We start from the raw sequence: 26,609 nt of genomic DNA on the forward strand, positions 1-26,609 counted from the left end.
CACCCTCAACCTTGCACCTCGACCACGACCCCCGCACCGGGATCGGCGGCCAGGATCCCGGTATGGCGGGCCCACCCGGGATCGGGCCGTTCCCCGCCGGGCCCGCCTACCCTGCCCCTTCGGGCCTCGCGGGCCCGGCCGACTGCTTCCGCGATTCATTCTTCGCCTCGCCGAGGCCCGCCAGCCAGCGGTGGAACCAGATGCCGGCGAAACCGAAGGCCAGACTGAGGACCCCGATACCCACCCACAGCAGCCAGCCGTGCCGGTTCAACCCCGCATTGGGGTCGGACACCGTCGACTGGGCCGTATCCGCCGGATCGAAGTAGACGGTGCGCTGAGTCCCCTCGGCCTGCTGCTCACCACAGCGCCCGGACTCTTCGGCCTCACCGGTGGCCCTGGCCTCGGGCCTGGCCGGGTCCGGAGTGAAGACGTACCGGATCGTGCAGGTGTAGGTCGTGCTGCACGTCTTCTGCTCCGAACCGCATTCCCGGTGCGTCGATTCGCTCGACCCGGCCAACACACTCGCCGTCACCGTGGACGTCATCGTCGACGCCTCGTGCCGGTTGATCTGCCGGTCCCACACGCCCAGCACGATCATGAAGGCCGCGAGCGCGAAGGCACAGGCCGGGGTGATCCACCACCCCGACTCCATCCGGCGTTTTCCCATGCTCTACTTCCACTTCCAGCTGTTGAGCACGGAGACCAGCATGTCGTTGCGATCGCCCTGCTTGACCTTCGGGTCGTTGCCGAAGCTCAGAACGTAGACATTCGTGCCGTGCAGCAGGTAGAACTGGTCGGCGAGGAAGGACCGGCCGTTGCTCTGGCTCTCCATCGAGAAGTGCAGGGCCTGTTCACCGTCGACGGTGAACTTGTCGTATTCCTTCGGGTTCTTGGCGCCGGTGTCCTTGATCTGGGATATCGCGTCCTTCTCCACATCATCGATCGTCGTATCAGCACTCGTCGTGGTGGTCATCGCGATATTCATATTGGGGATACCGTCCTTGGTGCCCTTGAGCGCATACACCTTCATTCCGTCGGGAATCGAGGCGCCGGGGACGGTCTTGGCATCCGTCCAGTCGGCGGGCAGGCGGAACGTGTACTCCTTGTCCGTCACCTCCTGACCGTCGGCAACCGGGCCGCCGCCCTGCTGCCCCGCGGCGGCGGAGTCCTCGCCCGCCGCAGCGCCCCCATCGGCACCCGGGGCCGAGGCCTCGGCCGGTTGGGCAGCCGCCTGCGAGGGTTGGGAGTCCTGTTCGGCCTCCCCCGCGCCCCCTCCCCCACACCCGGCCAGGGCGATGGTGGCGGCAACGGCGACAACGCCTGATGTAATCCTTAACCTATTCATGTTTCTAAACGTATCACGCAGGTCACATTGCGCCTCTGCGACCCATAGACCCAGGTCACCCGGGGTGGTCCGCCCGGTGTCCCGGACGAATCACCCCGCCGAGAAGTCCAGAGCACGCCGGCCCTGCCCGTCGATCGCGAACTCGTACTTCAGGTGCAATGACTTCATCTGCTCGGCCGGTACGGCATAGGCGGTGATGAAGGACAGGTCCTTGCCCGCGGGAACAGAGGAGTGGAATCCCTTGTCGGTCCCATCGATGGTCGGAGACACACTCCTGTCGAAGACCTCCGGACATTCGGCTCCCCCACCGTAGGTGCACGTGATGAGCGGGTACGGTGGAGCGAAGTCCGCATCCGAGGAATTGCGCAGGTGCACGCGCAGGAAGACCGGGTTCTGCCCCTGGATCCTGTCGGGAGCGGCGTGCTCGGACGCCTTGCCGGACGCCTCGGGCTCCAATTCCATGGTCACCCCCGGCACCAGTTCCTGTCCGGAGGCCTTCTGACCCCCTGCGTCCCCTCCGGAGCCGGGCTGTGCCGGCTCAGCCGGGGAATCACCCTGCATCCCCGAGTCACCGTGCATCCCCCCCGGTGTCATCCTGCGAAGTCGCCCCGATGCCGACGATCAACGCGATCACGATGGCCACGCTCACGATGAACCCGACGATCGTCGTGAAGATCCCCAGGACCAGACCCGTGACGGTCTGCCCCTTGTTGTCGGCACGGTTCAGGTTGAGGTTGCGCAGGCCGAGGATCCCCAGGATGATCGCCACCACGCCGGCCGGCCAGACGATGAAGCCGACAATGCCCAGGATCATGGCCCAGAGGCCCACACCGTTCTTGGACCCGGCACCCGCAGCGTTCCCCGGCGGGTTCACAGGCGCATTCCCCGGGGCGGGAGGGTAGCCCGGAACCGGCGGATTCCCTCCACCGGGACCGCCGGTATACCAACCCTGTTGCCGGGGATCGTTCGGATGGGACATCTCATCACCCTCTGCGCGCCTGCGAAATCGGATCGTTACGCCGGGCCAGGGTACCAGCCGATCTTCGTCATTCGCCTAGCACCCACCGCGCCCACGTTGTTAGGGTGGGCTTATCCGCAATCTCCAAACCCCGACGACCGCCCGGGAACTGGGCGGGGAAGCGAGACCACCATGGCATTCGTCAACATCACCGCACTGACCTTCCCTCCCGGCGCCGCGGCCGAGATCGAGAAGCGCTTCGCCGCGCGCAAGAAGGCGGTGGACCAGGCACCGGGATTCGCGGGCTTCGAATTACTGCGCCCGGTCAGCGGCCAGGACAAGTATTTCGTCGTCACCCGCTGGGACACCCGGGAGGCCTACGAGGCCTGGAGTGCCGCCCGCGATCAGCACGCCCACGATGCCGATCAGCGACGCGGCATGAGCGTCGACGCCTGGGGCTTCGAAGTGGTCTGAGTCGATTCTCTCAGCAGGACACGATAACCGGGCGGGCTCCAAGCACCCGATCAGCCGCATACCCCAACGGCAGGTAAACCGTCCCGGCGATGAGCGCATAGAGCACGCCGAGAACGGCGAGCTGGATCGGAAGGGGCCAACCGGCTGTATTCGTGAACTGCGGCAGCGCCGGCGGGCGTGCATAGGATACGGATGCCGGGGTTGGATGTCACTGAACAGCATGACCAGCCAGGCCATCACCAATGATGGCCAGTCGTTTCCGCCCGCTCAGAACCCCTGGCCGCCCAGCCAGGCCAGCAGCTCCCGCTCCCGCTGAGCCGCGGCCTCGGCGCTCCAGGGTCCCTGCCGCAGGGTGTCGACCACCCGGCCGTCGACCAGGTAGACCAGCCGTTCGGCCCGGGCCGCGCAGACCGGATCGTGGGTCACCATGACGATGGTCGTGCCCGCCCGGTTCGCCTCGGTCAGCGCATCGAGCGCGTCCTGGGTGGCGCTGCTGTTCAGCGCTCCGGTGGGCTCATCGGCGAACAATACGGCCGGGTCGGTGGCCAGGGCCCGGCACAGCGAGGCCCGCTGCAGCTGCCCGCCCGAAGCCTGGGTGACCTCGTGGTCGGCGACCTCGGCGATGCCGAAGCGCTCCAGCAGCCGGTCGACCGTCTGCTGCGCCGCGGCGGCCTGCTCGGCGCTGTTGCCGGCCTTGAGCGCAGGGAGCAGCACATTGTCCCGGATATTGAGATTGCGGAGGAAGTGCGACTGCTGGAACACGAAGCCCATCCGGGTCAGCCTGACCCGGCTCATCTCGGCCTCGCCCAGCTCGGTCAGCTCGCGCCCGTCCAGGCGCACGCTGCCGCCGGTCGGATGGTCCATCCCGCTCATGGCGTAGAGCAGGGTCGACTTGCCCGAGCCCGAGGCCCCCATGATCGCCAGGTACTCGCCGGCTGCCACGTCCAGGTCGATCCCGCGCAGCACCTCGACCGGCGGATCCGTGGTGAAGAAGGTCTTGGACAGATCGCGCACCTGCAGACGCGGTTGGCTCCCGCCTGTCATATCGCTTCCTTTCGTCATCGCAGCCACCCGCTGCGGTCGGCCCCGCGCAGACTGTGCGCCACGAGTGCGGCCCCGCCCATTCCTGCGCCGATGAGCAGGACGGGGAACAGCGCGTAGACAATCCACGGCTGCGGGATGAAGGTCAGCTGGGTCAGACCCAGTCCGGCCAGGGAGATGAGCGCTCCCACCAGGCGCTCACCCAGGGTCGCCGCCACCAGCGTGCCTAGGACGGTGCCGGCCGCCACCGTGATGAGCATTTTGAGGTGGAGCTGGCCGATGATCTCATTTGTTGAGAAGCCGAGCACGGACAGCACCCCCATCTTCTGCCGGTCCCGCCCGATGCACAGGCGCAGGAACAGGGTGGAGATAAGTGCCGCGGAGCCGATCCCGAAGACCAGGGTGATGATGACGGCGGTGCGCAGCGTATCCGTGACATAGGACAGCGTCTGCCGCACGTATTCGCGCATCGGGATGACGGTGGCCGCCGGATTCGCCGCATCCAGGTCCGCGGAGACCCCGGCCGGATCAGCACCAGGGGCGACATCGGCGAAGAGGGTCCATCTTTCGGCTTCGGCAGGGGGTTCGCCCTGCAGTTTCGCGGTGAAGCCGCCACTGGTCACGTCCTGGTAGACGCCGCTGACCTGGGCCCGTGTGGTGCCACCGGCCTGTCGCAGCTCGATCGAGTCCCCCGGTCCCACGCCGTATTTCTCGGCGTTGAAGGCCGACAGCGCGATCTGCCCGTCCCGCGGCCCGGAGCCGGACAGGTACACCAGCCCGGCGTCCGAATAGTCGCCGATGCCCACACGCAGCGCCTCCCACCCCTCCTCCCCGGGGGTCTCGGCGAGCACCGTGGCGAAGGCCTTGACATCGGTCACCCGTGAGTCCCGATCCAGCTGCCCCCGCAGCTTGGCCATCGCCTCGGCCCCGGTGCCGGCGGCGGGGTCGACGAACTGGATGTCGGCGCGCAGATCGCTCTGGGGCGCGCCCATATAGGTGACGAAGCGGGGGCTTTCGAAGGTGCTCAGCAGGTTCATCGGCAGGGTGATGAGCAGGGCCGCAAGGAAGAACACTGCGGGCACCAGCCCCCACCGGCGGCGTTCGGCGCGCAGATCGAGCAGGGCCAGCCGCAGGTTCAGCCGGCCCCCGCGGCTGGGGGCCAGATGGGACTTCCGGCTCGCCGCGGATTTCCGGGCGGGGACGGACGGAGCCGAGGTCCGGGCCCGCTTGGTCGACTTCGCCCGCCTGACGGGCCGCGCATGCCTGGCCGGGGTGGTGCGCCCCTGCACGAGCGCCTCGACCACGCCCACCCGGCGCACCGCGCGCATCGCGCGGGCCGAGATCCCCAGGACCAGGGCCAGCAGCGCCGCGAGCGCCAGGATCGGGGCCAGCACCGTGAGCCAGGTGACCGGCGCCTCGGCGAAATTCGCCCGGATGCCCGAGGTCAGGGCGCCCAGCGAGGCGACCGCCAGCCCACCGCCGATGAGGCAGGCGAGCAGCGCCATCGCGCCGTAGCGCGCCAGGTAGAGCAGCGTGATGGTGCGCTGTGGGATGCCGATCGCCTTGAGCGCGCCGATCTCGTGGATCTCGTCCTCGATCGTCCCGCGCATCACGAAGCGCACATTGAGCAGGGCGATGATGATGAGCAGGAGGCCTGCGAAGACGAAAGCCACGGCGACCAGTCCGTCGCTGAGCATATTGACCAGCCGGATCATCACCTCGGTGACGGCCTGGCCGTTCTTCGGCAGGGCGGAGTCGGATTCGTAGGCCCGCTGCAGCCCGTCGATCTGCGCGGTGTCGTGCAGCCGGTAGGCGATGATGACCTCGGGGGCTGAGGTGCTCTGCTGCAAGCGGGCGAAGTCCTGCGGCGCGACGACGAAGCGCGTCGCCGAGGACAGGGAGGACGCCATTTGGGCGTCGCGCACGAAGCCCGCCACCCGCAGGCGGACGCCCGTGTCCGCGGCGCCCACGGTGAGCACGTCCCCGGTCCGCAGATCGAAGAGCCGTTCGTAGCCGACGGGTGCGTACACCTCGCCGGCGGCCGGCTGCGCAGGGGCGTCGGCGCGGTCGAGCAGCAGGTCGAAGCCCGCGGACTGCTTGACGAACAGATTGTCGATGAGGCTCTCGGAGAGGTCACCGCGCGACTCGGTGCCCGGGCGCGTCCAGGTGATCTGCTGTCCGTCGAAGCCGGCCATCTGCTCGATCTGCCAGTCGGCGATCTCCGGGTGGGCTGCGGCGAAGTCGTCCAGGGCGCGGCGGTCGTATTCGCCCTGGTGCATCTGCAGGAAGTGCGGGGGACGGGCCGCCGCGCTCAGTCGGCCCACCGAACCGCCGAGGCGCTCCATCACCAGCGCTCCGCTGGCCATGAGGAAGGCGCTGACCACGAGCACGATCAGCAGCACGATGGTCACGCCCCGGTTGCGGCGCAGGTCGTTGCCCAGATAACGCAGCAGGAGCGATTTCATGGGGTTCCCCCTTTGGCCCAGCCGGCGACCATGGCGCGCAACGCAGTGTCGAACTGCCGATGCGGATCGTAGGTCCAGCCGGCTGCGAAGACCGAGGCAAGATGCGGGTAACGGGCGAGCAGCACCTGGAGATCACCGTGTTCGTCCGTGTCCCCGCCCGCCGGTTCCCCGGCCTCGGCCAGGACATGGCCCACGGTGTAGTTGACCAGGGCGTTGAGCAGATCGGCAGTCTGCGCGCGCACCGGCAGGCCGGCTGCGATGAGCCGGGTGAGCAGCTGCTCCATCAGGTCGAAGGTTGCGTTTCCCGAGGCGGGCCGCGTGCCGATCACGGGCAGCGCCCTCGGGTGGGCGAGCAGGCTGGTGCGCAACGCGTGCATGGTCGCGACGAGCTGATCCCGCCAGTCGGTGCCGGACTCGGGTTCGGGGATCCGGACGCCTGCCCAGATCGTGCCCATCACCCCATCGAGCACCGCGGCCTTATTGGCGAAGAAGCGGTAGACCATCATCGCGTCCACGCCCAGTTCCGCGCCCAGCCGGCGCATGCTCAACCGCTCCAGGCCGTCGCGGTCGATCAGGCGCAGCGCGGCCTCGGCCACCCGCTCGCGGCTCAGCAGGGTGTCCCGCGCACCCTTGCGTTGACTCATGGCCGACCCTCCAACATGTGCGTGAGTCTACAGTGTAGACCTGTAGGTGCGACGCGGGGTTCAACCACTTCGGTCCGGTGTCGCCATGCCGCTTATGCCGTGTTTATGCCACGCTCAGGCCTCGGAGTGCTGCGACCCCTCAGGGTACTGCGACTCGCGCCGTGCCCTGCGCCGGTCGATCAGCTTGAACACGCAGTACAGGATCGACCAGAGTCCGATGCCCCAGATCGCGAAGGTCACCACCGCACCCCACCAGCCGGCGGCCGTGCCCAGGTCGTACCAGCCGGTGGACAGCAGCGCCGGCAGGACCGTGACCAGCATGATCCCCAGGTGGAGAAGGGACTGGCGCAACAGGCTCCACCGTTCGATCTGATAAATGAATGCCGATCCCCCGACGGCCCCGGCGATGACACCCACGCACAGCACGGAGCGGCCATCGGCGACCTCGCCCTGAGACAGCAGGTACAGCCCGATCGCGGTCATGATCCCCAGGGGAATGACGGTCGCAGCCAAGATCCGCCAGATCATTTCACAGCCTTCATTCTTGCAGGATACAGAGTGAACCACAGGAGCCTCGTACACGACCGTGCCGTACCGTTGGAACATGGCAGAGACCCCCGGCACAGACTCCCGTGCGGATTCCCCGGACCCGCACTCGCCACCCATGCCCGCAGCGGTAGACCGCTGGGAGGGGGCGGGCGGCACCTGGCGGATCGAGGGCCTCGGCCCCGGGGTGGCGCGCGTGGCACTGTGCCGGTGCGACGGCGGCGAGGTCGCCGAATGGCTCACGCTGCGCCAGCCCGGCGAGCTCCTCTGGGCCAGGGCGGCAGCACAGGAGGCGGCGCGCACTTCCGTGGCGCAGGATGTGCCGGATGCTGATAGGAACATATCCGGCCGTTCCACGTGAAACGACGAAGTCGTCGGATCCACGCACCCCTGCCCCACCCGCCGGCTCTAGGCTGGAAGGCCAATCCGACGGGAGGACGTTATGAACCATCCACACCGGGCACTCATCAGTGCAGGATTGGCCGCCTGCCTCGTACTGGCCGGTTGCACGGGGCAACACGGCCCCGCAGGCCATCGGGCGCCTCCCTCCGGAACCCGGGCAACGGCGGCCGGATCGGCCACCGCCGAACCGGGGGCGACCTCGGCCACGGGCACCAAACCGGCCACGGGCCGGCCGATCGCGGAACGCCCCGAGACCATCGCCTCGGGCCTGCAAGCGCCCTGGTCGGTGGCCTTCGCGCAGAACACACCACTGGTCAGCGAGCGCGATTCGGGCCGCATCCTCGAATTGGGCGCAGACGGCGGGACGCGGACCGTCGGCACGATCGACGGGGTCGAGGCCTCCGGCGAGGCCGGGCTGCTGGGCATCACAGTGCAGGGCTCGCGGCTCTACGCCTATTACACCGCGGCCGACGGCAACCGGATCGTCGGCTACACGCTCACGGGTGAGCCTGGCGGCTTCAGGCTCGGCCGGCCCAGCACCCTGGTCGACGGGATCCCAGCGGCGGGCAATCACAATGGCGGCCGGCTGGCCTTCGGGCCCGACGGAATGCTCTACGCGACCACCGGGGACGCCGGCGATCGGCCCAACGCTCAGAACAGGGAATCGCTCGCGGGCAAGATCCTGCGGATGACGCCGGACGGTGGCGTGCCCAAGGACAATCCCTTCGCCGACTCGCTCGTCTACACCCTCGGCCATCGCAACCCGCAGGGCATCGCCTGGGACGCCAAGGGTGCGATGTATGCCTCGGAGTTCGGCCAGGACGACTGGGATGAGCTCAATGCGATCGAGGCCGGCGCCAACTACGGCTGGCCCACCGTCGAGGGCGCGGCCAAACGGAAGGGGTTCACCGATCCGATCGCGCAGTGGAAACCGTCCGAGGCCAGTCCCAGCGGGATGGCGATCTCCGGCGGCACCGCCTATATCGCGAACCTGCGCGGCGAGCGCCTGCGCACGGTCGAGTTGGCAGACCCGAAGCAGCAACACGAATACTTCGTGGGCGAGCACGGGCGCCTGCGCGATGTGGTGAGCGCTCCCGCTGGCGGGCTGTGGGCGGTGACGAACAATACGGACGGCCGCGGCAGCCCGGGTCGAGGCGACGACCGGATCCTGGAGGTTCAACCCGGAGGACAGTAGCCGCAGCGTGACCGTGCGCCCACCCGGTCAGGCGAGCGCCGGAGCCGACTTGGGTTTGGCCGCCGGGGCCGAGGCCTGCGCCTGATCGAGCATCCCGTCGGGCCGGGACCCGTACCGGTTGAGGATGTAGTAGATGATGGCGCCAATGGGCAGTCCGACGAACATGGCGATATCGATCCCGCCCAACCGTTCGGCCACGGAGCCCGTGTACCAGTCGCCGATGCTGAAGAACGGCACCATGATCACGATGGTGGCCACATATGTCACCAGGCCCCGCCAGTTCCATTTACCGTAGACGCCGTCCGGCTTGAACATCTCCTTGATCTCATAACGACCACGCCGGATGACGTAGAAGTCCAGCAGGTTGATCGAGGTCCACGGGATGAAGCAGTACAGCATGATGACGATGAGGTTCTGGAAGGTCGCCAGGAAGTTCTCGGAGGCGTACGAGGCCCCCGCGAAGGTGGCGACGGCGATGATGGCACTGGACAGGACCCGCTTGGTCGTCGTGGCCTTCAACGGTCGGATCGAATCGGACACCGTCAGCAGTGTCAGACCGGCACAGTAGGTGTTGACCGTGGTCACTGCCAACAACCCGGGGATCGCGACGATGAGCACGATGGGGCCGAATCCTGCGAAGAGGTGCTGCGCGGCGGAGTGCACCGCGGTAACGGGGCTGGCGTCCAGGCCCACCGCACTCATCAGGAGTGCGCCCAACCACATCATCCAAACCGCACCGAAAAGCGAACCAGCGTAGGTCCACCAGAACGTCGCTCGCAGGCCCACCCGCTTGGGCAGGTAGCGCGAGTAGTCCGCGACATAGGGAGCCCAGCCCATCTGGCTGGCCGCTGCGATGCTGAACTGGGAGAGGAAGGCCAGCCAGACGAACCCGTTGTTCGGATTCATAGCGCCGGCCGACAGGTGAATGGTGAAGAGCGCTCCGATGGTCAGGGTGCCGAACACGATGAGGAAGAGCACCGTGAGCACGCGCTGGACCACATGGATGAGGTTGTAGCCGACCACAGCCACGATCAGGACGAGGACCAGGAGCAGGATGTAGAGCAAGCTGGGCGGCAGGGCCCCTCCGCCGAAATCACCGATCACGACATTGGTCGCCTCGGCGGCGAGCTGGGTGTTGAGGATGTTGTAGCCGATGTACATGATCAACACGCCGGGAACGACCACGAGTGCTCCGCGGTACCCGAACTGGGCGCGTGACTGCACCATCTGGGGCATTCCCAGCTGCGGTCCCTGTGCCGAGTGGGATGCCATGAAGAACGTGCCGACCGAAACCCCGGTCAGGGCCGCGACCATGGACCAGAAGAGGTTGGCGCCGGCCAGCAGACCGAAAACCCCCGTGGCCAGAATGGTCAGGTTCGCGTTGACCGCGAACCACAGTGGACCCAGGTGCCAGGCTTTGCCGTACCGCTCGGACTCTGGAATGTAGTCAATGGAATGGTGTTCGATCGTGGATGGGGAGCCGGTGTCACCGGGCATGTGTCAAGACCTTCTGGAATTGATGACGAGTACGTGGCCACAGAAGTGCCGCCACGGATGTGAAAAGTGAAAGTGCGCGATGGCGCTGGGAGGCGTGTGGAAGCACGTGGACCCGCGCGATGCGACTGTCAGTCGGAGGACAGTGGGTGGACAACCTGACGCAGTCGACCTGAGATACTTATAATCAGCACACTTACTATCGTGGAAAACTTACCTCGAGTATACCGCGCTCGGCGTCGCTCCGCGGCGGTCGCTGGTGTGATCTACCCTCAGCCCGGGCTCGACAATCCTTCTCTGGACTGTTTATCTCAGATTTGGCTGTTCGAACAGTCAAATCTGAAACAGCTGGTCCAAGGATCGCGCGGGCGCGAGAATCCGACCGACGACAGGATATTGGAGATCACCCGATGAACCACTCCCCCGCCCACCCACCAGCAGGTCCGCAAACCGCCGTCGCACCCCGGCCGGAGTGCGACGCGGCCCAGCCCGTGTTCGACGCTCATCTGCACATCATCGATCCGGCCCACCCGCTCATCGTCAACAACGGCTACCTGCCCGAACCCTTCACGGTCGCCGACTACCGGACGCGCATCGCGGACCTGCCGATCGCCGGCGGCGCGGTCGTATCGGGTTCGTTCCAGGGCTTCGACCAGGACTACTTAGTGGCTGCGCTGGCCGACCTGGGCCCCGGGTTCGTGGGCGTCACCCAGCTGCCCGCCGACACTACTGACCGGAGGATCCGCGAACTGCACGCGGCCGGGGTGCGTGCGGTGCGCTTCAACGTGGCCCGAGGTGGCACGGCCGTGCTGGCCGACCTCGAGCCCTTCGCCCGCCGGGTATACGACCTGGTGGGGTGGCATGCGGAGATCTACATCGACGCCGCGGGGCTGGATGCCGGGTTATGCGATCGTATTGCGAGCCTTCCGGCGGTCAGCATCGACCATCTGGGGATGAGCGCAGCAGGACTGGGGAACCTGTTGCGCCTGGTCGAACGCGGGGTGAGGGTCAAGGCCACCGGGTTCGGCCGGATCGACATCGATCCGGCCAAGGCGATCCGCGCGATCATGGACATCGACCCCAGTGCGCTGATGATCGGCACCGATCTTCCGTCGACTCGGGCCCGGCGCCCCTTCCAGGAAGCCGACTTCGACATCGTCCGCGCGGCTCTGCAGCCCGATGAGGTCCCCAAGGTGTTCTGGGACAACGCCGCGCAGTTCTACCCGGGAGCCGACGGGCGGTAGGGCTACCACGGTCAGCCTTCTACTGTGTGCCCGTAGCCCATGAAGACGGCCGCATAAAAGGCAATGATGGCCAGGACGATGGTTCCGATGACGACCACTATGCCGAGGATGACCAGGCTCAGGCGACCATTCCCCGATTCGCCTGAAGCTCCCATGGCGATGAAGAGGATGAGCAGCAGGCCCGTGACCACGATCCATGCGGCTGGAACCGCCGCGAAGTGCTCATCGGGCGATATGCCGACGAGCACGAATCCGCCGATGAAGGCGGCCATCATATCGGCGAGCGCCGCCCACACCAGCCACTCCTTGCTCTTCGGTTTGGTCGGGCCGGTCGTGGGCTGCGCCATTCCCTCCTGCGCGGGACTTTGCGGTGCCACACCGGCCTGTGCAGCCTTCGGCACAGCTTCCGATTCGGGCTTCAACTCATCGTCGCTCATGTGATGCCTCCCTCATACGGCTCTCATTTGCACACACGTTTCTCCCGCCTGCGAGGATTGTCAAACGTCCCTACAATGGGCGTTCCAAGGTACCGAGGGAGGCTGGTGTGTCCGTGGAGTTCTTCGAGTCGTCGAACTTTCGACCCGGTGAGGAGCTGCGGTCGTGGAAGCCGGACGACACAGAACCTTCCATCGTCCGGGAACACAACTTCCATACCGCGTGCGAGGTCGCTTCAGCCGGTGACGCGCTCCGCAGGCTGCGCTCGGGCGCCGAATTGGACGCCGAGGACGTCCGGCACCTGGCCGAACTCAATTCCTGGGCCGTGCAAATCTGGTACGTCCCACCCGTCTTCTTCTATCAGGGTCGGATCATGCTCGCCCCGGACGTCGAGGACTTGGTCGACGCGCTGGGCCGGCAATAACGCGAAGTAAGCAGCACACCGGAGATCTCTGGGTCATCTATTTCAGATTGGGCCGGACGAATGGCCCAATCTGAAACAAATGGCCCACAGATTTCGGGGACACGAGAAACGGCGCATCATGCGTCGAATTCGACCCCTACGGCCGAGGCTCCCCGCAGGACCGCGATGCACTCCGCCTCCGTGCGGAGCGCTTGGCGGGCCTCCGGAGAAAGAGGCGCGAACTCCGAGACCTTCAGCTGCAACCGTCTACCGGCCTTGCGCGGACGCCATATGCCCACGATCCGCCCATCGACCAGAACAGCACCCGGATCCCCCACCGGTTTCCACATCTGCCGATGGAACCCCTTGTCGAGGATCGTGCTCCGATCCCGCGCCTGAGTGTAGGGATCGTGCGGCGGCAGCAGGCGCACCCCACCGGTCCCCGGTTCCGGAAGGGACGCCGCGGCGAGTGCCTCCACATCGGCCTCGAGCATCCAAGTCCGGCGTCCGAAGTCCACCTGGGTCAGTTCATCGGACAGGCCGTCCCACCACGGACCCACGTCGCCCGTGCGCACCCCCAGCCAGGATGCGAAATCCGCCCGCGTCGATGGCCCGTAACAGTGCAGGTAGCGCCGGGCGAGTTCGGTGCGCGCAGCCGCGAAGTCATCGGCGCCGACAGCATCGCGCTGGGCCCGGCACCCGTCGGCGCCCAGCCAGTCCTCGACCAGGATGAACGGCTGCGTCTTGTCTTGGCGGGGAGCGAAACACACGATTCCACGACACGTGAGGATCCGAACGCAGAAATGCACGAGGGCCTCGCCGACGGGCTGTCCGGCGGCGTGCGGGCCCTCCTGCCACCAGACCCTCTGCTGGTCGGCGGTGAGGTGTTCGGCCAGGCGCTCGGCCAGTTCCCGGCCCAGATCCCCGATCGCCAGCCGACGCCCGCGCAGCACGGCGGGGACCTCGGCGGCGGCCAGGTCGGCGAGAGCGTCCAGGCTCATGCCCAGCCGGTCCACGCTGGGAACCGCGCCCGGAAGGAAATGCCGCAGGGCGGCCTCGTCTGCCGGCAGCACGCCGGCGGTGAACACCGCGAGGTCGGCTGTGGGGAAGAAGTACGGAGCGCCGCGCATGCACCAGCTGCCCAGCAGTGACTTCTCCGTGCCGAGGGCTGCGTCGAAGCGCTCCCGGGTGACGCCGCGGACCCGGGCGTGCAGGGACAGCAGGGCCGACCCGGGCGGGCTGTCCTGGACGCCGCACGCCCCCGCAGCACAACCCAAGGCCGTCATGGGGCCCGCCGGCTCGCCCAGGCGCTCGTCCAGATGGTGCGCGCGCAGGCGATGGGCGATTACCTGTTCGACGGATACGCGGACTGCCATGACACCACGGTAGCGCGATGGCAGCAGGCGGCCGATAACGGTGCAGCAGTACTGCGATCATCACGTCGGAGATCTTTGGGCCATGTGTTTCAGATTGGGCCGGACGAATGGCCCAATCTGAAACACATGGCCCAGAGATTCCAGGGGCGCGACCTCAGGGAAATGCGACGGCCATGCGCGGGGCCGGGCTGCGGCGGGCGCGCAGCACCACGCAGGCGGTGATGACCGCGGCCGGCAGCAGCACCAGGTGCGGCAGGGAGATCACCCAGTTGCCAGTGACCAGCCCGTAGGTCAACCAGCAGGTGCTGGCCGCGGCGGTGAACCACTGCATTGCCACCGACACCCCGCTGGAGCGCTCGGGGGCGGCCAGCACGCGGAACAGCTGCGGCAGGGAGGCGATGGCCGCGATCCCCACGGCCAGCACGGTGAAGATCACGGGGCTGATCATGACGATCACCGAGGACACCGCGACGGCCACCACCAGGCCCGTCCACATGGTCCAGGCCGCCCGGCGGGAGACATGGCGCCGATCCCGGGAGACGAAGAATGCGACGGCCAGCAGTCCCAGACCGGCCGGCGCCTGGCCGATGAACAGGGTCGGGTCGTGCAGGCGCACCGCATAGGCCGACCACAGGGCGCGCGCCAGGAAGCCGATCAGCACGGTGCCGATCGCAACGCCCTCGGCGCCCACGCGCGCGGCGCGCCACACCTGGGGCCAGGCCAGAAAGACATTGAAGATGATTCCAAGGGTGCCCAGCACCATTGCCAGAAGCCACATATGGCAAATATAAGCGAGATATGAAATTTCCGGTAGGCCGTGTCCGGCGCTCAGGACCGGAGCTCGCCCCTGAATCTCGCGACCAGGGCTCAGCCGTGCTCCACAGAACCGCAGATTCAGGGTAGCCTGTGCTGCATGGTGAATGTCGATCGCGTAATCACGAAGCTGTGGCGGATCAAAGACCACCCCGTCGTGGTGGAGTCCATCGAGTACCTCAACGACTACTACCTGCGCATCCGATTCCACGCGCCGGACCTCGTGGCGGACCTCGACGTGTTCCCCACCGCCTGGTTCCGCCTCTGGGCCCCACGACAGGAGGACACCAGCCAGGACACGATGCGCGCCTATACCTTCTCCGCGGTGGACCGGGCCGCCGGCACCTTCGACGCCGACTTCGTGCTGCACGCCACCGGTGCGGCCACCGACTGGGCCAAGCACGCCCAACCGGGCCAGGAGTCCCTTGTGGCACTCACCCCGGCACAGCCCAAGGTCCCGGCGGGGACCTCGGCGTATGTGCTGGTGGGAGACCTGACTGCGCTGCCGGCGATCAACACGTGGATCGCGGATACCCCGGCCGACCAGGCGATCACGGTGGCGATCGAGGACGATCACGCCGATCGCACCGGCCTGCCCATCGCCACTCACCCGCGCCTCGACCTGCACTGGATCGAACCGGCCGCGAACGAGCCCAAGGGCACAGAACTGGCAGCGTGGCTGCGCACCCTGCCGACCCCGCAGCCGGACACCTATGTGTGGGGCGCCGGGGAACGCGCCCTGGTCCGCGCGGTCAAGCAGCACGCCAAGGAGACCTGGGGCATGCCGCGCGGCACCTACTTCACGCAGTACTACTGGATCGAGGGCAAGGCCGGGCACTGATCCGCGCCGGCCCAGCCCCCGCTCAGGCGACCGGGAGCGAGGTCCGGACCGCCGTCGAGGCGAGCGCCCGAGCCTGACGGTGGTACCACTTGCGCTCGGTGGCACGAGATGCGCGCGCATCTGCTGCCACTGTGCGCAAGTGGTACCACCCGCGCACTCGCCCCTGCCACCGCCCGGCGCTGTCACCCATCCGTTACCCGCACCCGGTAGCCTGGCCTGCATGAAGACCGTAGCCAGCATGACCGCATTCGCCCCCGACCGCCCGCTCGAGAAGTCCACCGTGGACCGCCGCGACCTGCGCGCCCACGATGTCATGATCGCCATCGAGTACTCCGGCATCTGCCACTCCGACATCCACACCGTGCGCGACGAATGGGGCGGCTGCCGCTATCCCATGACGCCGGGCCACGAGATCGTCGGCCGGATCAGCGAAATCGGCCCGGCCGTCACCGATTTCGCGGTGGGCGACAGGGTGGGCGTCGGCTGCCTGGTCGACTCGTGCGGGGAGTGCGAGTTCTGCCTGGCCGGGCAGGAGGAGAACTGCTCGGGCGGCAAGGCCGGCACCTACAACTCGGTGGACCTGGTCGACGGCTCGATCACCCAGGGCGGCTACTCCACCCACATCCCGGTCAAGGACGACTTCCTCATCCGCATCCCGGAATCGCTGGACCCCGCAGCCGCGACTCCCCTGCTGTGCGCCGGGATCACCACGTACAAGCCGCTGGCGCGCTGGGGCGCGGGACCGGGCAAGCGGGTCGCGGTGGTGGGCCTGGGAGGGCTGGGCCATGTGGCGCTCAAGCTGGCCGTCGCCATGGGCGCCGAGGTCTGGGTCGTCTCCCACTCCCATGCCAAGGACGACGATGCGCTGCGGTTCGGGGCGGCGGGCCTGATCCACACCGGGGACGACCCCGCGGCCCTGCGGGCGCACCCATCGGAGTTCGACCTCATCATCAACACGATCTCCGCACAGTTCGAACCGGCCGACTATATGCGGATGCTGGGGCCCAATGGCGCGATGGTGCTGGTAGGGCTGCCCCCGGAGGACCTGCCGGTGCCGGCCGGATCCCTGACCGGCGGTTCGAAGGTCCTGGCGGGCTCGAACATCGGCGGGATCAAGGAGACCCAGGAGATGATCGACTTCTGCGCCGCCCACGGGGTCACCGCGGAGATCGAACTGATCAACGCCGACCAGATCAACGAGGCCTACGACAGGGTCGTCGCCTCCGATGTACGCTACCGCTTCGTGATCGACGCCGCGACGTTCTAAGACGGTCACGGACGGTGGCTCCAAAAATGCACGCGTGGCTTGAAAACTCACGATTTTTCGAGCCACAGATACATTTGTGGAGCCACTCCGGCATGGCGCAGGCACCCAAGGCGACCGGCGGTCTCCGGTAGGGCCATTCCTCCGTTCCTGACCGCATCGCATGCGCAAACCTGCAACACATACGGACATACGCGTATGTGTTGCAGGTTTGCGCATGCGATGTCGAGAAGTCGAGGACGACCCGGCCGGTCCGCCCGGATAGCTCAGTGCATCAGCGACTCATCGGCGCGCGGTCGCCGTCGAACCTACGCTGGCGCCCACCACCAGGGCGATCGCGGCCAGACCCAGTACGCCGATGCTCTGGCCCAGCAACAACCAACCGGCCAGGGCCGCGATCGCGGGTTCCACGCTCAGCAGCACCCCGAACGCGGCCTTGGGCAGCCTGCGCATGGCGGAGAACTCGAGCGAATAGGGCAGCACCGAACTCATCACCGCCACGGCCAGGGCCATGAGCAGCAATTTCGGATCGGCGCTCAGATGGGGCACGGTGGCGGGCACGAACGGCAGGCTGAGCGCCCCGCCGATGCTCACGCCCACCGCCAGACCCGCCTTGCCGGGCACCACGCGGGATGTCTTCTCCCCCACCAGCACGTACATCGCCCAGAAGCCGCCGGCCACCAGCACCAAGACGACGCCGATCGGGTCCAGCGCCTTGCCTGCGCCCGCGTGCACCCCGGAGACGGCCAGCAGGTCGCGCACGAAGAACAAGGCGATACCCGCCAGGGCCAGGCCGGTCCAGGCGAAGTCGGCGGCCCTGCGGGACAGGCAGGCCGCCAGGACCAGGGGACCCAGGAATTCGATCGCCACGGCCACACCCAGGTCCAAACGGGCCAGGGCCGCGTAGAAGAAGCCATTCATCCCCGCCAGCACCAGGCCGTAGAGGACGACCGCACGCCACTGTTGCCCGGTGAATCGCCAGAACTTGGGCCGGAAGACCAGCAACAGGATCAGCCCGGCCAGGCCCAGCCGCAGCCCTGTGGTCCCCCAGCTGCCCAGCACCGGGAACAGTTGCACGGCGAAGGCCGCGCCGAACTGCAGGGACAGACACGACCCAAGGACGAACAGCGCACCCTGTACGGGGCGGTGGCGGGGGCCGAGCGCGCCGGGGCCCGGAGCGGTGCCCAGCGCAGTACCGGACGCACCAGAGACACCACTGGCACCGACGATTCCAGTGTTTCCGGCGCCGGCGGGAACGATGGGCAAAGAGGCCGTAGAGGGCCCGGGGACTTCAAAAGAGGAGGTGGTCACGAATCAATATTCGCGCTCGTAAACGGATAAATCTAGTTAACGTTTATGATGCGAATAGGTGATCTTCACTAATGTTTCCAGGAGGCCCCGTGCTCAACCTCAAACACCTGCGGGTGCTCCACGAACTGGCCCGGCAGGGCACCTTGGCCAAGACCGCCCAGTCCCTGCACTTCACGCCGTCCGCGGTGTCCCAACAGCTCTCCGCCCTGCAGCGCGAGGCCGGGGTGCCGCTGCTGGAACATGTCGGCCGCCGAGTGCAGCTGACGCCGGCGGCCCAGCAGTTGGTGGAGCACACCCAGGCCGTGTTCGACCGTTTGGCCCTGGCCGAGTCCGAACTCGCCGCAGCGCAGGACCGCCCACGCGGCAAGATCCGCGTAGCGTCCTTCCACACCGTGCTCCTGGAGATCGCCCCGCTGGCCCTGTCGAAGCTGGCCAGGTCCGCACCGGAGCTCGACGTCCAGCTGATCCACCAGGAGGTCGAGGCCGGGCACGCCGGGCTCTTGGCCCACGACTTCGACCTGGTCCTGGGCGAGGAGTACCCCGGCCTGCCGGTACCCGCGCAGCCGGGCGTGCACCGCGAGGACTTCTACACCGACCCACTGCGTTTGGTCGTGCCGGCCCGCGGCATCCCGGGGCCCGCGCCCGCGGACGAAGCCGGCCAGGACCTCGGCGACGGAGAGGATGCCGTCCCGGATGCGCCGCGGACCCTGGCGGATCTGGCGCAGGCGGCCTGGGCCTTCGAGCCGCCGGGCACGCGGATCTACGAGTGGGCGGCAACGCAGTGCCGCACCGCAGGGTTCCATCCCCGGGTGCTGTTCGAAACCCCGGATCCGCTGCTGCACCTGCAGTTGGTGCGCCGCGGCCACGCGGTCGCCTTCGTCCCGGCATTGCTGGGCGATGTGCACCTGGCCGGGGTGGTGCCCCTGGACCTGCCGGGACATCCTGCGCGCACCCTGTTCACCGAGGTGCGCGCAGGCCGGCAGTCCCATCCGGCACTGTTGGCGGTGCGCCAGGCCTTCCAACAGGCGGCCGAGGCCCTGACCCGCTCCCCCGCCTCGCGCACCCTGGAGGCCTGAACCCGCGGTGGCTCCACAAATGCACGTGTGGCTCGAAAACTCACGACTTTTCGAGCCACTGATGCATTTGTGGAGCCACTCCGGCAAAGCGCGCGCACCCTGGAGGGATGACGGGTTAGAGCTCCAGTTTGCGCAGGACGCCGCGCTGGACCTTGCCCGATTCGGTCTTGGGCAGCTGGTCGACGAAGTGCACGCAGCGCGGATAGGCGTGGGCCGAGTAGTTCTCCTTGACCAGCAGCTTGAGCTCGGTGGCCAGGGCGTCCGAGCCGGCGACCCCCGGGGCCAAGACGACGAAGGCCTCGGCCAGTTCGCCGCGCACGCCCGAGGGGTCGGGACGGCCAACCACCGCCACATCGGCCACCGCGGGATGGTTGATGATGACGCTTTCGACGTCGAAGGGCCCGATCCGGTAGCCGGCCATCAGGATGATGTCGTCATTGCGGCTGATGTAGTAGAAGTAGCCGTCCTCGTCCGTCCGGCCCAGGTCGCCGGTCAAGTACCACTGGCCGTCCGCGGTGTAGCGCGTGGCGGTCTTGGCCGGGTCGTCGGCGTAACCCATGAACCACAGCATGGGGCTGTCGGCGGCGAATGAGATGACCCCGTCGCGGATCGTGCCCTCGATACCGGGCAGCGGCGTGCCCATGGACATCGGCTTGACCTGGGTTTCGGCGACCGGGTTCCAGTGCGTGCAGATGAGCATGCCGGTCTCGGTCTGGCCGTAGTGATCGCGCACCTCGGACCCGAGGACGCGCTGCGACCATTCGGTCACATCGGCCGTCAGCGGCTCACCGGCCGAGGACGCGACCCGCAGCCGGGCGGTGGTCGGCAGGCCCGACTTCGACAGCGCTCGGTACACCGTGGGCGCCGAGGCGAAGTTCGTCACCTGGAACTTCTCCATCACCGCGAAGGTCGATTCGGGGGTGAAGTGCATATGGTGCAGGATGTTCTTCAGCCCGCGGATCAGTGGGCCGACGATCCCGTAGTACAGGCCGTAGGCCCAGCCGGGATCGGCGTTGTTCCAGAACACGTCGTCGGCCCGCTGGTCCAGGCTGACCTCGTGATAGGCGTGGAAGGCGGCCATCGCGCGGATCGGCACCGGCACGCCCTTCGGGCTGCCGGTCGTGCCGGAGGTGTAGAGCTGCAGGAACGGGGCATCGGGCCCCAGCGACGCCGAGGTCTCCAGCGGTTCCGCGGCCTCCGCGGCTGCGAAATCCGGGCCGGCCACGAGTTTCTGGATGTCCGGCAGACCGGCGAGCTTCTCCACCTGGCCGGGTTCGGTGACGACGAGCTTGGCGCCGGCGGCCTGCATCCGCATCTCGACCGCACCGTGGGCGAAGGCGGTGAACAGGGGGATGTAGACCGCGCCGACCCGGGCCAGGGCCAGCAGGGTCACGGGCAGTTCCGCGCGCTTGGTCAGCAGCACGCCCACCCGGTCACCGACCCCGATCCCGCGCTCGTGCAGGGTGGTGGCCAGCCGGGCCGAGCGGTCGTGGAGTTCGCCGAAGGTCATCTCGCGGCTGGACAGATCGTCGTCGACCAGGGTGAAGGCGACGGTGGCCGGATCGTGCCGGTCGCACATGAGGTACGCGGCATTGGCGTCGGGGCCCGCGTACTGGGCCAGGAGGGAATCGACATAATCGGGCGCAATCGCCATGGGGACCTTCTCGCATACTGTCGGTGGGCCCCGCCGGGGCGTAGGTGCCCCGAACGGCCCACCGACCGGTTCGATGTTCCCTGCCATGGTGGCACCCGGGGCCCGGAAATGCGCCGAACGTCCACATGGGGATATTTCGGTAACGGACCCGGTAACCGGGGCCTGCAGCGGGTACTCCGCGTGTCCTGGGTCTCAGGAAACGGCCCCTGTTCGCGGGTGGGGCCTCGCTGTAGGATACAAGGAATCCTGCCGTAAAGGACATGTTGGGAGGACACCATGCGGGATATCATCCTCGCATTCGCCCTGGGCATCGGTTTCGCCTGCAGCGTGCTGGCGGGCACGTCCGGACCCGGCTTCGGTCCGCGGGTGATACTGCTGGTCGTCGTCTTCCCGGCGGTCGCTCTGACCGGAATCATCGTCCTCGCAGTGCAGCACAGACGGGCGGGCGACCGGCGATGAAACAGGACTTCCGACCGCTGTGAACCAACGCTTCACCGCCACGCCTCACAACCCCTCGGGCGAACCCTCCGGGGCGACGGCCGAGACCGAGAGCCTACGGATCCCGCCCAGCTCCCACTCCTTGAAGATCTCCGCGGTGTCCGCGTCATCGCCCAACAGCACGATGCCGCAGTCCCCGCCGCCGGCGCCGGACGGCTTGGCCGCCCCACCGTGGCGTTCCGCGGTCTCGCACAGGGCCTCGAGTTCGGCCGTCTCGATGCTCGAACCGGCCGCCTTGCCCAGGCCCTGCAGCAGCAGGCGGGCGCGGCGGATGCCGGCCAGGACCTCGGCGGTGCCGGCGGTATCCCCGGCCTCCCAGGCGGCGATCAGGTCCGCGACGCAGGCGCGGGTCTCGTCGAGGAAGGTCGCGTAGCTCGCGGCGAATTCGGGTTCGGCCTTCTTCACCCGCGTGACCAGGCGCTCGGTCGAGGCCGGCGACCCGGTCCAGCCCACCAGCAGGCGCAGGCCGGGCGGATGCGGCAGGCGGCGCACCTTGCACAGGTCCCATTCCGAAGCTGTCAGGGCCTCGCGCACGGTGGACACCGCTGCGCGCAGGCGCAGGGCCTCGCGGTCGGGCGAGGTGTAGGCGATCCAGCCGCCGAAGGTGCTGGTCGCGACGTCCCCGCCGCTGGCCGCCGGGGCCACCTGGATCGTGGTGAGCATCGCCAGTTTGAAGCGCTCCACGCGGGACAGGCCCATTTCGTAGAACTCCTCGATCGCGGCGATCACCGCGACGGCCACGGCGGCCGAGGACCCCAGGCCGAACTTCCGCCCGGACTTGTCGTCCAGTTCGCTTTCGATCGCGATGTCGAAGTAGCGCGGCTCGAGGTTCAGCTCCGCGCGCAGCCGCTCCATCAGGTTGATCGCCGCGACCACATAGTCATAGGGATTGTGTTCGAGGATGATCCCGTCGCCGTTGGGGTCGCGCTCCCACACCAGCGGCGCACGGCCGTACTCGCTGGAGATGACGCGGCCCTGGTCGGCCGTGCCAGGGGTCAGGCGCACGGTCAGGTAGCGGTTGACGGCCACCAGCAGAGCGGTGTGGCCCGGTTCCACCACGGCGTATTCGCCTGCGATGTACAGTTTGCCCGGCGCACGGGTCTCGATCACGGCCGAGCTCATTTCGTTCCCTCCGCAGTCGCTTCCGAGGTCGTCGCTTGCGCGCTTGCCCCCATTCCCGGGGCGGCCGCTCCCGCGCTGCCCGCGCCCGGGGCTGCGGTCGCCTCAGCGGCAGCACCGGTCTCAGCGGCACCCGCGGCCAGCGCCTCCTCCAGCGTCGTGGCGCCGACCAGCGCTGCGCCGGGGCCGGGGCCCACCACGCGCACTGCCCCGGCGTCGCCGATCACGGCGGTCGCGGCCTCGGCCACGGCAGCGGCATCCTCCGGGGTGGTCAGGATCGCGACGTTCGGGCCCGCGTCAGCGGTGCCCCAGGCCTGCAGCCCGGCCGCGCGCAGGCGAGCGCACTCGTCGAACAGCGCGATGGACGCCGGCTGCAGGTAGCGGATCGGCGGTTCGCAGGACTGGATGAGCGCGTGCATGCGCATCGCGTGGGTTTCCGTGAGCGCTCCGATGCGTTCGAAGTCTCCGGCGGCGCAGGCGGCCTGCATATCCTGCAGGCTCTGTTCGGTCGAGGTGATCCAGGCGGGGTAGAACGGGCTGGTCGCAGCGGTCGCGCGCATCGCGGTGCGGCTCGACACGGCCTTGGTTCGCCCATCGACCGTGACGATGACCAGGCGCATATCCGGAGCGGCCAGGACCTCGGCGAAGCAGCCGGCGTCGGCGGCCCGACCCATGCCCTCGCCCGCGTGCCAGATCGCGGTGCCGGGGATGATCGAGCGGCTCGCCGAGCCGGAGCCGCGGCGGGCCAGGCGGGACAGTGCCGCGGAGTCCAGCTCGAGGCCATAGGCGGCCGAGGCGGCGGTGGCCAGGGCTGCGAATCCGGCGGCCGAGGACGCGAGTCCGGCACCGGTGGGCGCCTCATTGTGGCTGCGCACCCGGGCGGCGCGGCCGGCGGTGGGCAGTCCGGCCTCGGCGGCCAGGGCGCGCACCACGTCGAGGAACGCGGTGACGCGGGCGGTCGCCTTGGCGTCGGCGGGCGCCCCGCCCAGTTCGAAGGTGTCGGCGGGCGAGGAGGAGGTGCCGTCGGGCACAGCGGCTGTGGGCACAGCGTCGGCGAGCGTCACCTCGGTCGTGGTGGCGAAACCGTCCAGAGTCAGCGACATTGAGCCGGCCACCGGCAGCATCCAGGCCTCGTCGCGCTTACCCCAGTACTTGATGAGTGCGATGTTCGGATGCGCCCGTGCGATCGCGTGGCCCGGCGTCGCGTCTCCCGGCGCAGCCTTTTCCGGCGCGACATCTCCCGGCGCAGCCTTTTCCGCCGCGGAGTCTCCCGGTACCGCGTGCCCGGCCGCAGTCGTCGTGCTCGTCATATCGCGTTCACCGTCGTCTTCCAGGTTCGTGCGGCGCCGGCGCGCAGCAATGCGGTTTCGATCGTGCGGGCGGAATCGTCCTGCGCGGCATCCGTGTCCCCGGCTGCCAACGCGACAATGCAGCCGCCGCGGCCCCCGCCGGTCAGCTTGGCGCCCAGCGCACCGGCGTCCTGCGCGCAGCCGACCAGGGTGTCAAGGCCCGGGGTGCTGATACCCAGACCCGCCAACAGGGAGTGCACCCGGGTCATCCGGGTACCCAGGCGGACGTCATTGCCCTGGCCCAGGTCCCCAGCTGCGGCGTACGCGTGTTCGGTCAGTGCACCCAGAGTCTTGTCGAAGAACGACGGGTCGGCATCGTGGCGGGCGCGTACCTGGGCGACCGCGGTGGAGGTGGAGCCGGGCACGCCGGAGTCGGCCAGCACGAAGGTCAGCGGCCTGCCCACCCGCAGTGGCGAGGCGACGCGGTTCTGGAAGCTGATGGGACCCTCGGACACCACGGTGTTGGGGTCCAGGCCCGAGGACGAGCCGTGCGCCACGCATTCGGCCTGGCGGATGATCTCGAGGAACTCGGGCCGGTCCAGGGAGTCCTCGGAGGTCTCCGTCAAGTCCATGAAGGCGCGCACGATCGCGGCCCCCACCGCCGCCGAGGACCCCAATCCGCGCTCATAGGGCACTGAGGAGTCGATCCGTAGAGTCATATCCGCATCCAGCACCGACACGTGGCGGGAAGCGGTGTTCGGTGCCAGGCGCTTGCCCGCGATCCGCAGGGCGGTGAGCACCGGGGCCAGACGCTCGGGGGCGTCCTTGGCCTCGCCGGTGTAGAGCTCGCATTCCAGGGCCAGGCCGGCCCCGGGCTCGCGCGAGGTGATGCTGGCGGTGGCCGCCAGGGCGCGCACGGGGATGGCGATGGCCGGCGCCCCGTAGTTCACGGCGTGTTCGCCGAACAGAATGGCCTTGGCGTGCGCGCGGCCGCGCGCGGGAAAGTGCAGCAGATCGCCCTGCAGGACCGAGGTCCGAGCCGGGTCGGAGCCGGTGAACCCGGTGGCAGCCGGCGGAGCCGCCGACGGGTCTGCGGGCACAGCGCGTCCCTCCGCTTGCATATCCGACCCCATCCGGCCCTTTCCTTCCAACTGCGGTCTGGGCCCGAGCCCAGGGCGACAGACGACTGGTTCTTCAACTGTCCCAGTGTACGCACCGGCCCTGAACCCTCCCTGCGGCTGTCCAAGAGGCCTTCATCACAGGCGGCCCTGGCGGGTACCGCTACGCAGCGCGGCACAGACAGCGCCCGGACACCGTAAACACCACTTCAGCGCGCGAATGACTTGCTGCAGCAGGTAATCCGCGCGCCAAGGTGGTGTCTATGGACGTGCTTCAGTCCGCCCGCCTCAGTCCGCCAGGGTCTCGCGGGTCGCCGGACGCTCCACCACGGTGCCCGGATCGAACTCGCCCTTCGCGTGGCGGCCGGACAGCAGCCCCGTCAGCGCCACGATGATGGAGACGGCCATGATGATGGCCAGCGGCAGGGTGGATTCGCCGGCGATGCCCACCAGGCCTGATGCCACACCGGCGATGACGAACTGCAGCAGCCCCAACAGGGCCGAGGCCATTCCAGTGGACCCGGCGGGGACCTCTCCCATGGCCAGTGCCGTGGAGTTGCCCAGCACCAGACCCAGCGGAGCGATTGCGACGAACAGCGGGACGATGAGCGTCACGGCCGGCGCACCCACCACTGTCAGAACGACGACGGCCAGGATGCCCACGGCGCTGATGAGCTCGCCGATCAGCGTGACGCGGCGCAACGGGAACTTCCCGGCCAGCTTGCCGGCGATCGCCCCGCCGATCATCATGCCCACAGCGTTGACCGCGAACATCAGGCCGTAGGCGACATGCCCCATGCCGATCATCTGCTGGTAGATGAACGGGGAGGCGGAGATATAGCCCATGAGCACGCCCATCGCGAAGCCGAAGGACAGCAGATTGCCCACGAAGTGACGCCGACCCAGGGCCTTCGAGGCGCCCGGCTGCTTGTTCGCCAGGCGCTCGGCCCGGACCTCGGCCGGCAGGGATTCGCGCAGGAACGCGAAGGTCATGATGAGCACGACGGCGGCCAGCGCCGCGACGATCGCCAGCAGGCCGCGCCAGCCCAGGGAAGCGGCCAGGGTGGACCCCAGCAGCGGGGCGATGACGGGGGCCACCCCGCCGATCAGGACCATGACGTTGAGCGCCTTGGCAGCGGCAGCACCGGTCTGGAGGTCGAGGATCATCGCACGGCCGATCACCATGCCGGACGAGGCGCCGATGCCCTGCAGGAGGCGCGCGATGACGAGCACGGCCACGCTGGGCGCGCACACCGACACGATGCTGGCGACCAGGTAGAGCACCAGGCCGGAGACCAGCGGGACCATCCTGCCCTTGCGGTCCGACCACGGTCCGAAGATCACCTGGCCCACGCCGGAGCCCAGCAGGAATGCGGTCAGGGACAGCTGCGCGCCAGTCGTGGTGGTGTGCAGATCGGTGACCATATCCGGCAGGGCGGACAGGTAGAGGTCGGTGCTCAGGGGCGCGGCCGCGTTGAGGACGGCCAGGGTGATCAGGCCGATGACGCTGAGCCGGGTCACAGTCCCGGACGCCGTGGTGGGGTGGTTCATGATGCCTTTCGACGGTGTTCCGTCGGATGCGGCGGATGAGAGAGCGCGTGGGA

The 26,609-nt window shown here is 68.3% G+C and carries 27 protein-coding genes; 9 read left to right on the forward strand and 18 right to left on the reverse strand.

Annotation, left to right across the window (positions count from 1 at the left end; all coding sequences use genetic code 11):
- Positions 1 to 106: 106 nt before the first annotated feature.
- The 4 genes from NQ036_RS03030 to NQ036_RS03045 form a co-directional block, all read right to left on the reverse strand.
- The gene (locus NQ036_RS03030) at positions 107 to 667 is read right to left on the reverse strand and encodes a DUF3592 domain-containing protein (RefSeq protein ID WP_257057051.1); all 561 of its coding nucleotides are present in this window, start codon (positions 665 to 667) and stop codon (positions 107 to 109) included.
- Positions 668 to 670: 3 nt separating this feature from the next.
- A complete protein-coding gene (locus NQ036_RS03035; RefSeq protein WP_257057052.1) occupies positions 671 to 1,345 on the reverse strand; it encodes a hypothetical protein in 675 nt (224 codons plus the stop codon).
- A 90-nt stretch (positions 1,346 to 1,435) separates the two neighbouring features.
- A complete protein-coding gene (locus NQ036_RS03040) occupies positions 1,436 to 1,924 on the reverse strand; it encodes a hypothetical protein (protein WP_257057055.1) in 489 nt (162 codons plus the stop codon).
- The gene (locus tag NQ036_RS03045) at positions 1,914 to 2,219 is read right to left on the reverse strand and encodes a DUF4190 domain-containing protein (RefSeq protein WP_257057056.1); all 306 of its coding nucleotides are present in this window, start codon (positions 2,217 to 2,219) and stop codon (positions 1,914 to 1,916) included. Before NQ036_RS03045 ends, NQ036_RS03040 begins: the two co-directional genes overlap by 11 nt.
- Before the next feature lie 276 nt (positions 2,220 to 2,495).
- Between NQ036_RS03045 and NQ036_RS03050 the strand changes: the two genes are divergently transcribed.
- Positions 2,496 to 2,777 carry an antibiotic biosynthesis monooxygenase gene (locus NQ036_RS03050; protein ID WP_257057057.1) on the forward strand — a complete coding sequence of 94 codons (282 nt, stop codon included), beginning with the start codon at positions 2,496 to 2,498 and terminating at the stop codon, positions 2,775 to 2,777.
- A gap of 267 nt (positions 2,778 to 3,044) precedes the next feature.
- Here the strand turns inward: NQ036_RS03050 and NQ036_RS03055 are convergent, their stop codons facing one another.
- From NQ036_RS03055 to NQ036_RS03070, 4 genes are all read right to left on the reverse strand, one after another.
- Positions 3,045 to 3,821, reverse strand: a complete 777-nt coding sequence (locus NQ036_RS03055) for an ABC transporter ATP-binding protein (protein WP_257057058.1) — start codon at positions 3,819 to 3,821, stop codon at positions 3,045 to 3,047.
- Between the two features lie 14 nt (positions 3,822 to 3,835).
- A complete protein-coding gene (locus tag NQ036_RS03060; RefSeq protein ID WP_257057059.1) occupies positions 3,836 to 6,283 on the reverse strand; it encodes an ABC transporter permease in 2,448 nt (815 codons plus the stop codon).
- Entirely contained in the window at positions 6,280 to 6,927 is a 648-nt protein-coding gene (locus NQ036_RS03065) for a TetR/AcrR family transcriptional regulator (RefSeq protein WP_257057060.1), read from the reverse strand. Before NQ036_RS03065 ends, NQ036_RS03060 begins: the two co-directional genes overlap by 4 nt.
- Before the next feature lie 114 nt (positions 6,928 to 7,041).
- A complete protein-coding gene (locus NQ036_RS03070; RefSeq protein WP_257048343.1) occupies positions 7,042 to 7,455 on the reverse strand; it encodes a DUF3021 domain-containing protein in 414 nt (137 codons plus the stop codon).
- A 76-nt stretch (positions 7,456 to 7,531) separates the two neighbouring features.
- Here NQ036_RS03070 and NQ036_RS03075 point away from each other — a divergent pair, with 76 nt between their 5' ends.
- Complete coding sequence (locus NQ036_RS03075) at positions 7,532 to 7,834, forward strand: hypothetical protein (protein ID WP_257057061.1); 303 nt, start codon at positions 7,532 to 7,534, stop codon at positions 7,832 to 7,834.
- 81 nt (positions 7,835 to 7,915) lie between these two features.
- On the forward strand, positions 7,916 to 9,070 hold the full coding sequence (locus tag NQ036_RS03080) for a sorbosone dehydrogenase family protein (protein ID WP_257057062.1): 1,155 nt from the start codon (positions 7,916 to 7,918) through the stop codon (positions 9,068 to 9,070).
- Positions 9,071 to 9,097: 27 nt separating this feature from the next.
- Here the strand turns inward: NQ036_RS03080 and NQ036_RS03085 are convergent, their stop codons facing one another.
- Positions 9,098 to 10,567, reverse strand: coding sequence for a cytosine permease (locus NQ036_RS03085; protein ID WP_257057063.1), 1,470 nt, complete (start codon positions 10,565 to 10,567; stop codon positions 9,098 to 9,100).
- A gap of 407 nt (positions 10,568 to 10,974) precedes the next feature.
- Between NQ036_RS03085 and NQ036_RS03090 the strand changes: the two genes are divergently transcribed.
- Positions 10,975 to 11,808 carry an amidohydrolase gene (locus tag NQ036_RS03090; RefSeq protein ID WP_257057064.1) on the forward strand — a complete coding sequence of 278 codons (834 nt, stop codon included), beginning with the start codon at positions 10,975 to 10,977 and terminating at the stop codon, positions 11,806 to 11,808.
- A gap of 11 nt (positions 11,809 to 11,819) precedes the next feature.
- Here NQ036_RS03090 and NQ036_RS03095 read toward each other — a convergent pair whose 3' ends face one another.
- Positions 11,820 to 12,245, reverse strand: a complete 426-nt coding sequence (locus NQ036_RS03095; protein WP_257057065.1) for a hypothetical protein — start codon at positions 12,243 to 12,245, stop codon at positions 11,820 to 11,822.
- 107 nt (positions 12,246 to 12,352) lie between these two features.
- On the opposite strand from NQ036_RS03095, the gene NQ036_RS03100 reads away from it, so the two are divergent.
- Positions 12,353 to 12,667 (forward strand): hypothetical protein, encoded by a 315-nt coding sequence (locus NQ036_RS03100; protein ID WP_257057066.1) that lies wholly within the window; start codon positions 12,353 to 12,355, stop codon positions 12,665 to 12,667.
- A 116-nt stretch (positions 12,668 to 12,783) separates the two neighbouring features.
- On the opposite strand, the gene NQ036_RS03105 is transcribed toward NQ036_RS03100, so the two are convergent.
- Positions 12,784 to 14,022 (reverse strand): winged helix DNA-binding domain-containing protein, encoded by a 1,239-nt coding sequence (locus NQ036_RS03105; protein WP_257048335.1) that lies wholly within the window; start codon positions 14,020 to 14,022, stop codon positions 12,784 to 12,786.
- A 154-nt stretch (positions 14,023 to 14,176) separates the two neighbouring features.
- Complete coding sequence (locus NQ036_RS03110; RefSeq protein ID WP_257048333.1) at positions 14,177 to 14,800, reverse strand: hypothetical protein; 624 nt, start codon at positions 14,798 to 14,800, stop codon at positions 14,177 to 14,179.
- 135 nt (positions 14,801 to 14,935) lie between these two features.
- Here NQ036_RS03110 and NQ036_RS03115 point away from each other — a divergent pair, with 135 nt between their 5' ends.
- A complete protein-coding gene (locus tag NQ036_RS03115) occupies positions 14,936 to 15,676 on the forward strand; it encodes a siderophore-interacting protein (protein WP_257048332.1) in 741 nt (246 codons plus the stop codon).
- 220 nt (positions 15,677 to 15,896) lie between these two features.
- Positions 15,897 to 16,943, forward strand: coding sequence for an NAD(P)-dependent alcohol dehydrogenase (locus NQ036_RS03120; protein ID WP_257048331.1), 1,047 nt, complete (start codon positions 15,897 to 15,899; stop codon positions 16,941 to 16,943).
- Positions 16,944 to 17,222: 279 nt separating this feature from the next.
- Here the strand turns inward: NQ036_RS03120 and NQ036_RS03125 are convergent, their stop codons facing one another.
- Entirely contained in the window at positions 17,223 to 18,206 is a 984-nt protein-coding gene (locus tag NQ036_RS03125) for a DMT family transporter (RefSeq protein ID WP_257048330.1), read from the reverse strand.
- 134 nt (positions 18,207 to 18,340) lie between these two features.
- Between NQ036_RS03125 and NQ036_RS03130 the strand changes: the two genes are divergently transcribed.
- Positions 18,341 to 19,327, forward strand: coding sequence for a LysR family transcriptional regulator (locus NQ036_RS03130; protein WP_257048328.1), 987 nt, complete (start codon positions 18,341 to 18,343; stop codon positions 19,325 to 19,327).
- A gap of 115 nt (positions 19,328 to 19,442) precedes the next feature.
- Here the strand turns inward: NQ036_RS03130 and NQ036_RS03135 are convergent, their stop codons facing one another.
- On the reverse strand, positions 19,443 to 20,981 hold the full coding sequence (locus tag NQ036_RS03135) for an AMP-binding protein (protein WP_257048326.1): 1,539 nt from the start codon (positions 20,979 to 20,981) through the stop codon (positions 19,443 to 19,445).
- Between the two features lie 276 nt (positions 20,982 to 21,257).
- Here NQ036_RS03135 and NQ036_RS03140 point away from each other — a divergent pair, with 276 nt between their 5' ends.
- On the forward strand, positions 21,258 to 21,440 hold the full coding sequence (locus NQ036_RS03140) for a hypothetical protein (protein ID WP_257048325.1): 183 nt from the start codon (positions 21,258 to 21,260) through the stop codon (positions 21,438 to 21,440).
- Between the two features lie 45 nt (positions 21,441 to 21,485).
- On the opposite strand, the gene NQ036_RS03145 is transcribed toward NQ036_RS03140, so the two are convergent.
- The 4 genes from NQ036_RS03145 to NQ036_RS03160 all read right to left on the reverse strand — a co-directional run bounded on the left by NQ036_RS03145 (position 21,486) and on the right by NQ036_RS03160 (position 26,556).
- Positions 21,486 to 22,601, reverse strand: a complete 1,116-nt coding sequence (locus tag NQ036_RS03145; RefSeq protein WP_257048324.1) for a phosphomevalonate kinase — start codon at positions 22,599 to 22,601, stop codon at positions 21,486 to 21,488.
- Positions 22,598 to 23,908: a diphosphomevalonate decarboxylase gene (mvaD, locus tag NQ036_RS03150; RefSeq protein WP_257057067.1), complete on the reverse strand. Its 1,311-nt coding sequence runs from the start codon at positions 23,906 to 23,908 to the stop codon at positions 22,598 to 22,600. The genes NQ036_RS03145 and mvaD overlap by 4 nt, the downstream gene beginning before the upstream one ends.
- Positions 23,905 to 24,987 (reverse strand): mevalonate kinase, encoded by a 1,083-nt coding sequence (gene mvk / locus NQ036_RS03155; RefSeq protein WP_257048321.1) that lies wholly within the window; start codon positions 24,985 to 24,987, stop codon positions 23,905 to 23,907. The genes mvaD and mvk overlap by 4 nt, the downstream gene beginning before the upstream one ends.
- Before the next feature lie 306 nt (positions 24,988 to 25,293).
- Positions 25,294 to 26,556, reverse strand: a complete 1,263-nt coding sequence (locus tag NQ036_RS03160) for a multidrug effflux MFS transporter (protein WP_257048319.1) — start codon at positions 26,554 to 26,556, stop codon at positions 25,294 to 25,296.
- Positions 26,557 to 26,609 lie beyond the last annotated feature (53 nt).

The organism is Brevibacterium sp. 91QC2O2 (assembly GCF_024580695.1).
Lineage (GTDB): Bacteria > Actinomycetota > Actinomycetes > Actinomycetales > Brevibacteriaceae > Brevibacterium > Brevibacterium moorei.

Excerpts from the sequence above, each read along its gene's own strand:
- NQ036_RS03030 (WP_257057051.1), bottom strand. The coding sequence starts at position 667 with ATGGGAAAACGCCGGATGGAGTCGGGGTGGTGGATCACCCCGGCCTGT.
- NQ036_RS03035 (WP_257057052.1), bottom strand. The coding sequence starts at position 1,345 with ATGAATAGGTTAAGGATTACATCAGGCGTTGTCGCCGTTGCCGCCACC.
- NQ036_RS03040 (WP_257057055.1), bottom strand. The coding sequence starts at position 1,924 with ATGCACGGTGACTCGGGGATGCAGGGTGATTCCCCGGCTGAGCCGGCA.
- NQ036_RS03050 (WP_257057057.1), top strand. The coding sequence starts at position 2,496 with ATGGCATTCGTCAACATCACCGCACTGACCTTCCCTCCCGGCGCCGCG.
- NQ036_RS03055 (WP_257057058.1), bottom strand. The coding sequence starts at position 3,821 with ATGACAGGCGGGAGCCAACCGCGTCTGCAGGTGCGCGATCTGTCCAAG.
- NQ036_RS03060 (WP_257057059.1), bottom strand. The coding sequence starts at position 6,283 with ATGAAATCGCTCCTGCTGCGTTATCTGGGCAACGACCTGCGCCGCAAC.
- NQ036_RS03065 (WP_257057060.1), bottom strand. The coding sequence starts at position 6,927 with ATGAGTCAACGCAAGGGTGCGCGGGACACCCTGCTGAGCCGCGAGCGG.
- NQ036_RS03070 (WP_257048343.1), bottom strand. The coding sequence starts at position 7,455 with ATGATCTGGCGGATCTTGGCTGCGACCGTCATTCCCCTGGGGATCATG.
- NQ036_RS03075 (WP_257057061.1), top strand. The coding sequence starts at position 7,532 with ATGGCAGAGACCCCCGGCACAGACTCCCGTGCGGATTCCCCGGACCCG.
- NQ036_RS03080 (WP_257057062.1), top strand. The coding sequence starts at position 7,916 with ATGAACCATCCACACCGGGCACTCATCAGTGCAGGATTGGCCGCCTGC.
- NQ036_RS03085 (WP_257057063.1), bottom strand. The coding sequence starts at position 10,567 with ATGCCCGGTGACACCGGCTCCCCATCCACGATCGAACACCATTCCATT.
- NQ036_RS03090 (WP_257057064.1), top strand. The coding sequence starts at position 10,975 with ATGAACCACTCCCCCGCCCACCCACCAGCAGGTCCGCAAACCGCCGTC.
- NQ036_RS03095 (WP_257057065.1), bottom strand. The coding sequence starts at position 12,245 with ATGAGCGACGATGAGTTGAAGCCCGAATCGGAAGCTGTGCCGAAGGCT.
- NQ036_RS03105 (WP_257048335.1), bottom strand. The coding sequence starts at position 14,022 with ATGGCAGTCCGCGTATCCGTCGAACAGGTAATCGCCCATCGCCTGCGC.
- NQ036_RS03110 (WP_257048333.1), bottom strand. The coding sequence starts at position 14,800 with ATGTGGCTTCTGGCAATGGTGCTGGGCACCCTTGGAATCATCTTCAAT.
- NQ036_RS03115 (WP_257048332.1), top strand. The coding sequence starts at position 14,936 with ATGGTGAATGTCGATCGCGTAATCACGAAGCTGTGGCGGATCAAAGAC.
- NQ036_RS03120 (WP_257048331.1), top strand. The coding sequence starts at position 15,897 with ATGAAGACCGTAGCCAGCATGACCGCATTCGCCCCCGACCGCCCGCTC.
- NQ036_RS03135 (WP_257048326.1), bottom strand. The coding sequence starts at position 20,981 with ATGGCGATTGCGCCCGATTATGTCGATTCCCTCCTGGCCCAGTACGCG.
- NQ036_RS03140 (WP_257048325.1), top strand. The coding sequence starts at position 21,258 with ATGCGGGATATCATCCTCGCATTCGCCCTGGGCATCGGTTTCGCCTGC.
- NQ036_RS03145 (WP_257048324.1), bottom strand. The coding sequence starts at position 22,601 with ATGAGCTCGGCCGTGATCGAGACCCGTGCGCCGGGCAAACTGTACATC.
- mvaD (WP_257057067.1), bottom strand. The coding sequence starts at position 23,908 with ATGACGAGCACGACGACTGCGGCCGGGCACGCGGTACCGGGAGACTCC.
- NQ036_RS03160 (WP_257048319.1), bottom strand. The coding sequence starts at position 26,556 with ATGAACCACCCCACCACGGCGTCCGGGACTGTGACCCGGCTCAGCGTC.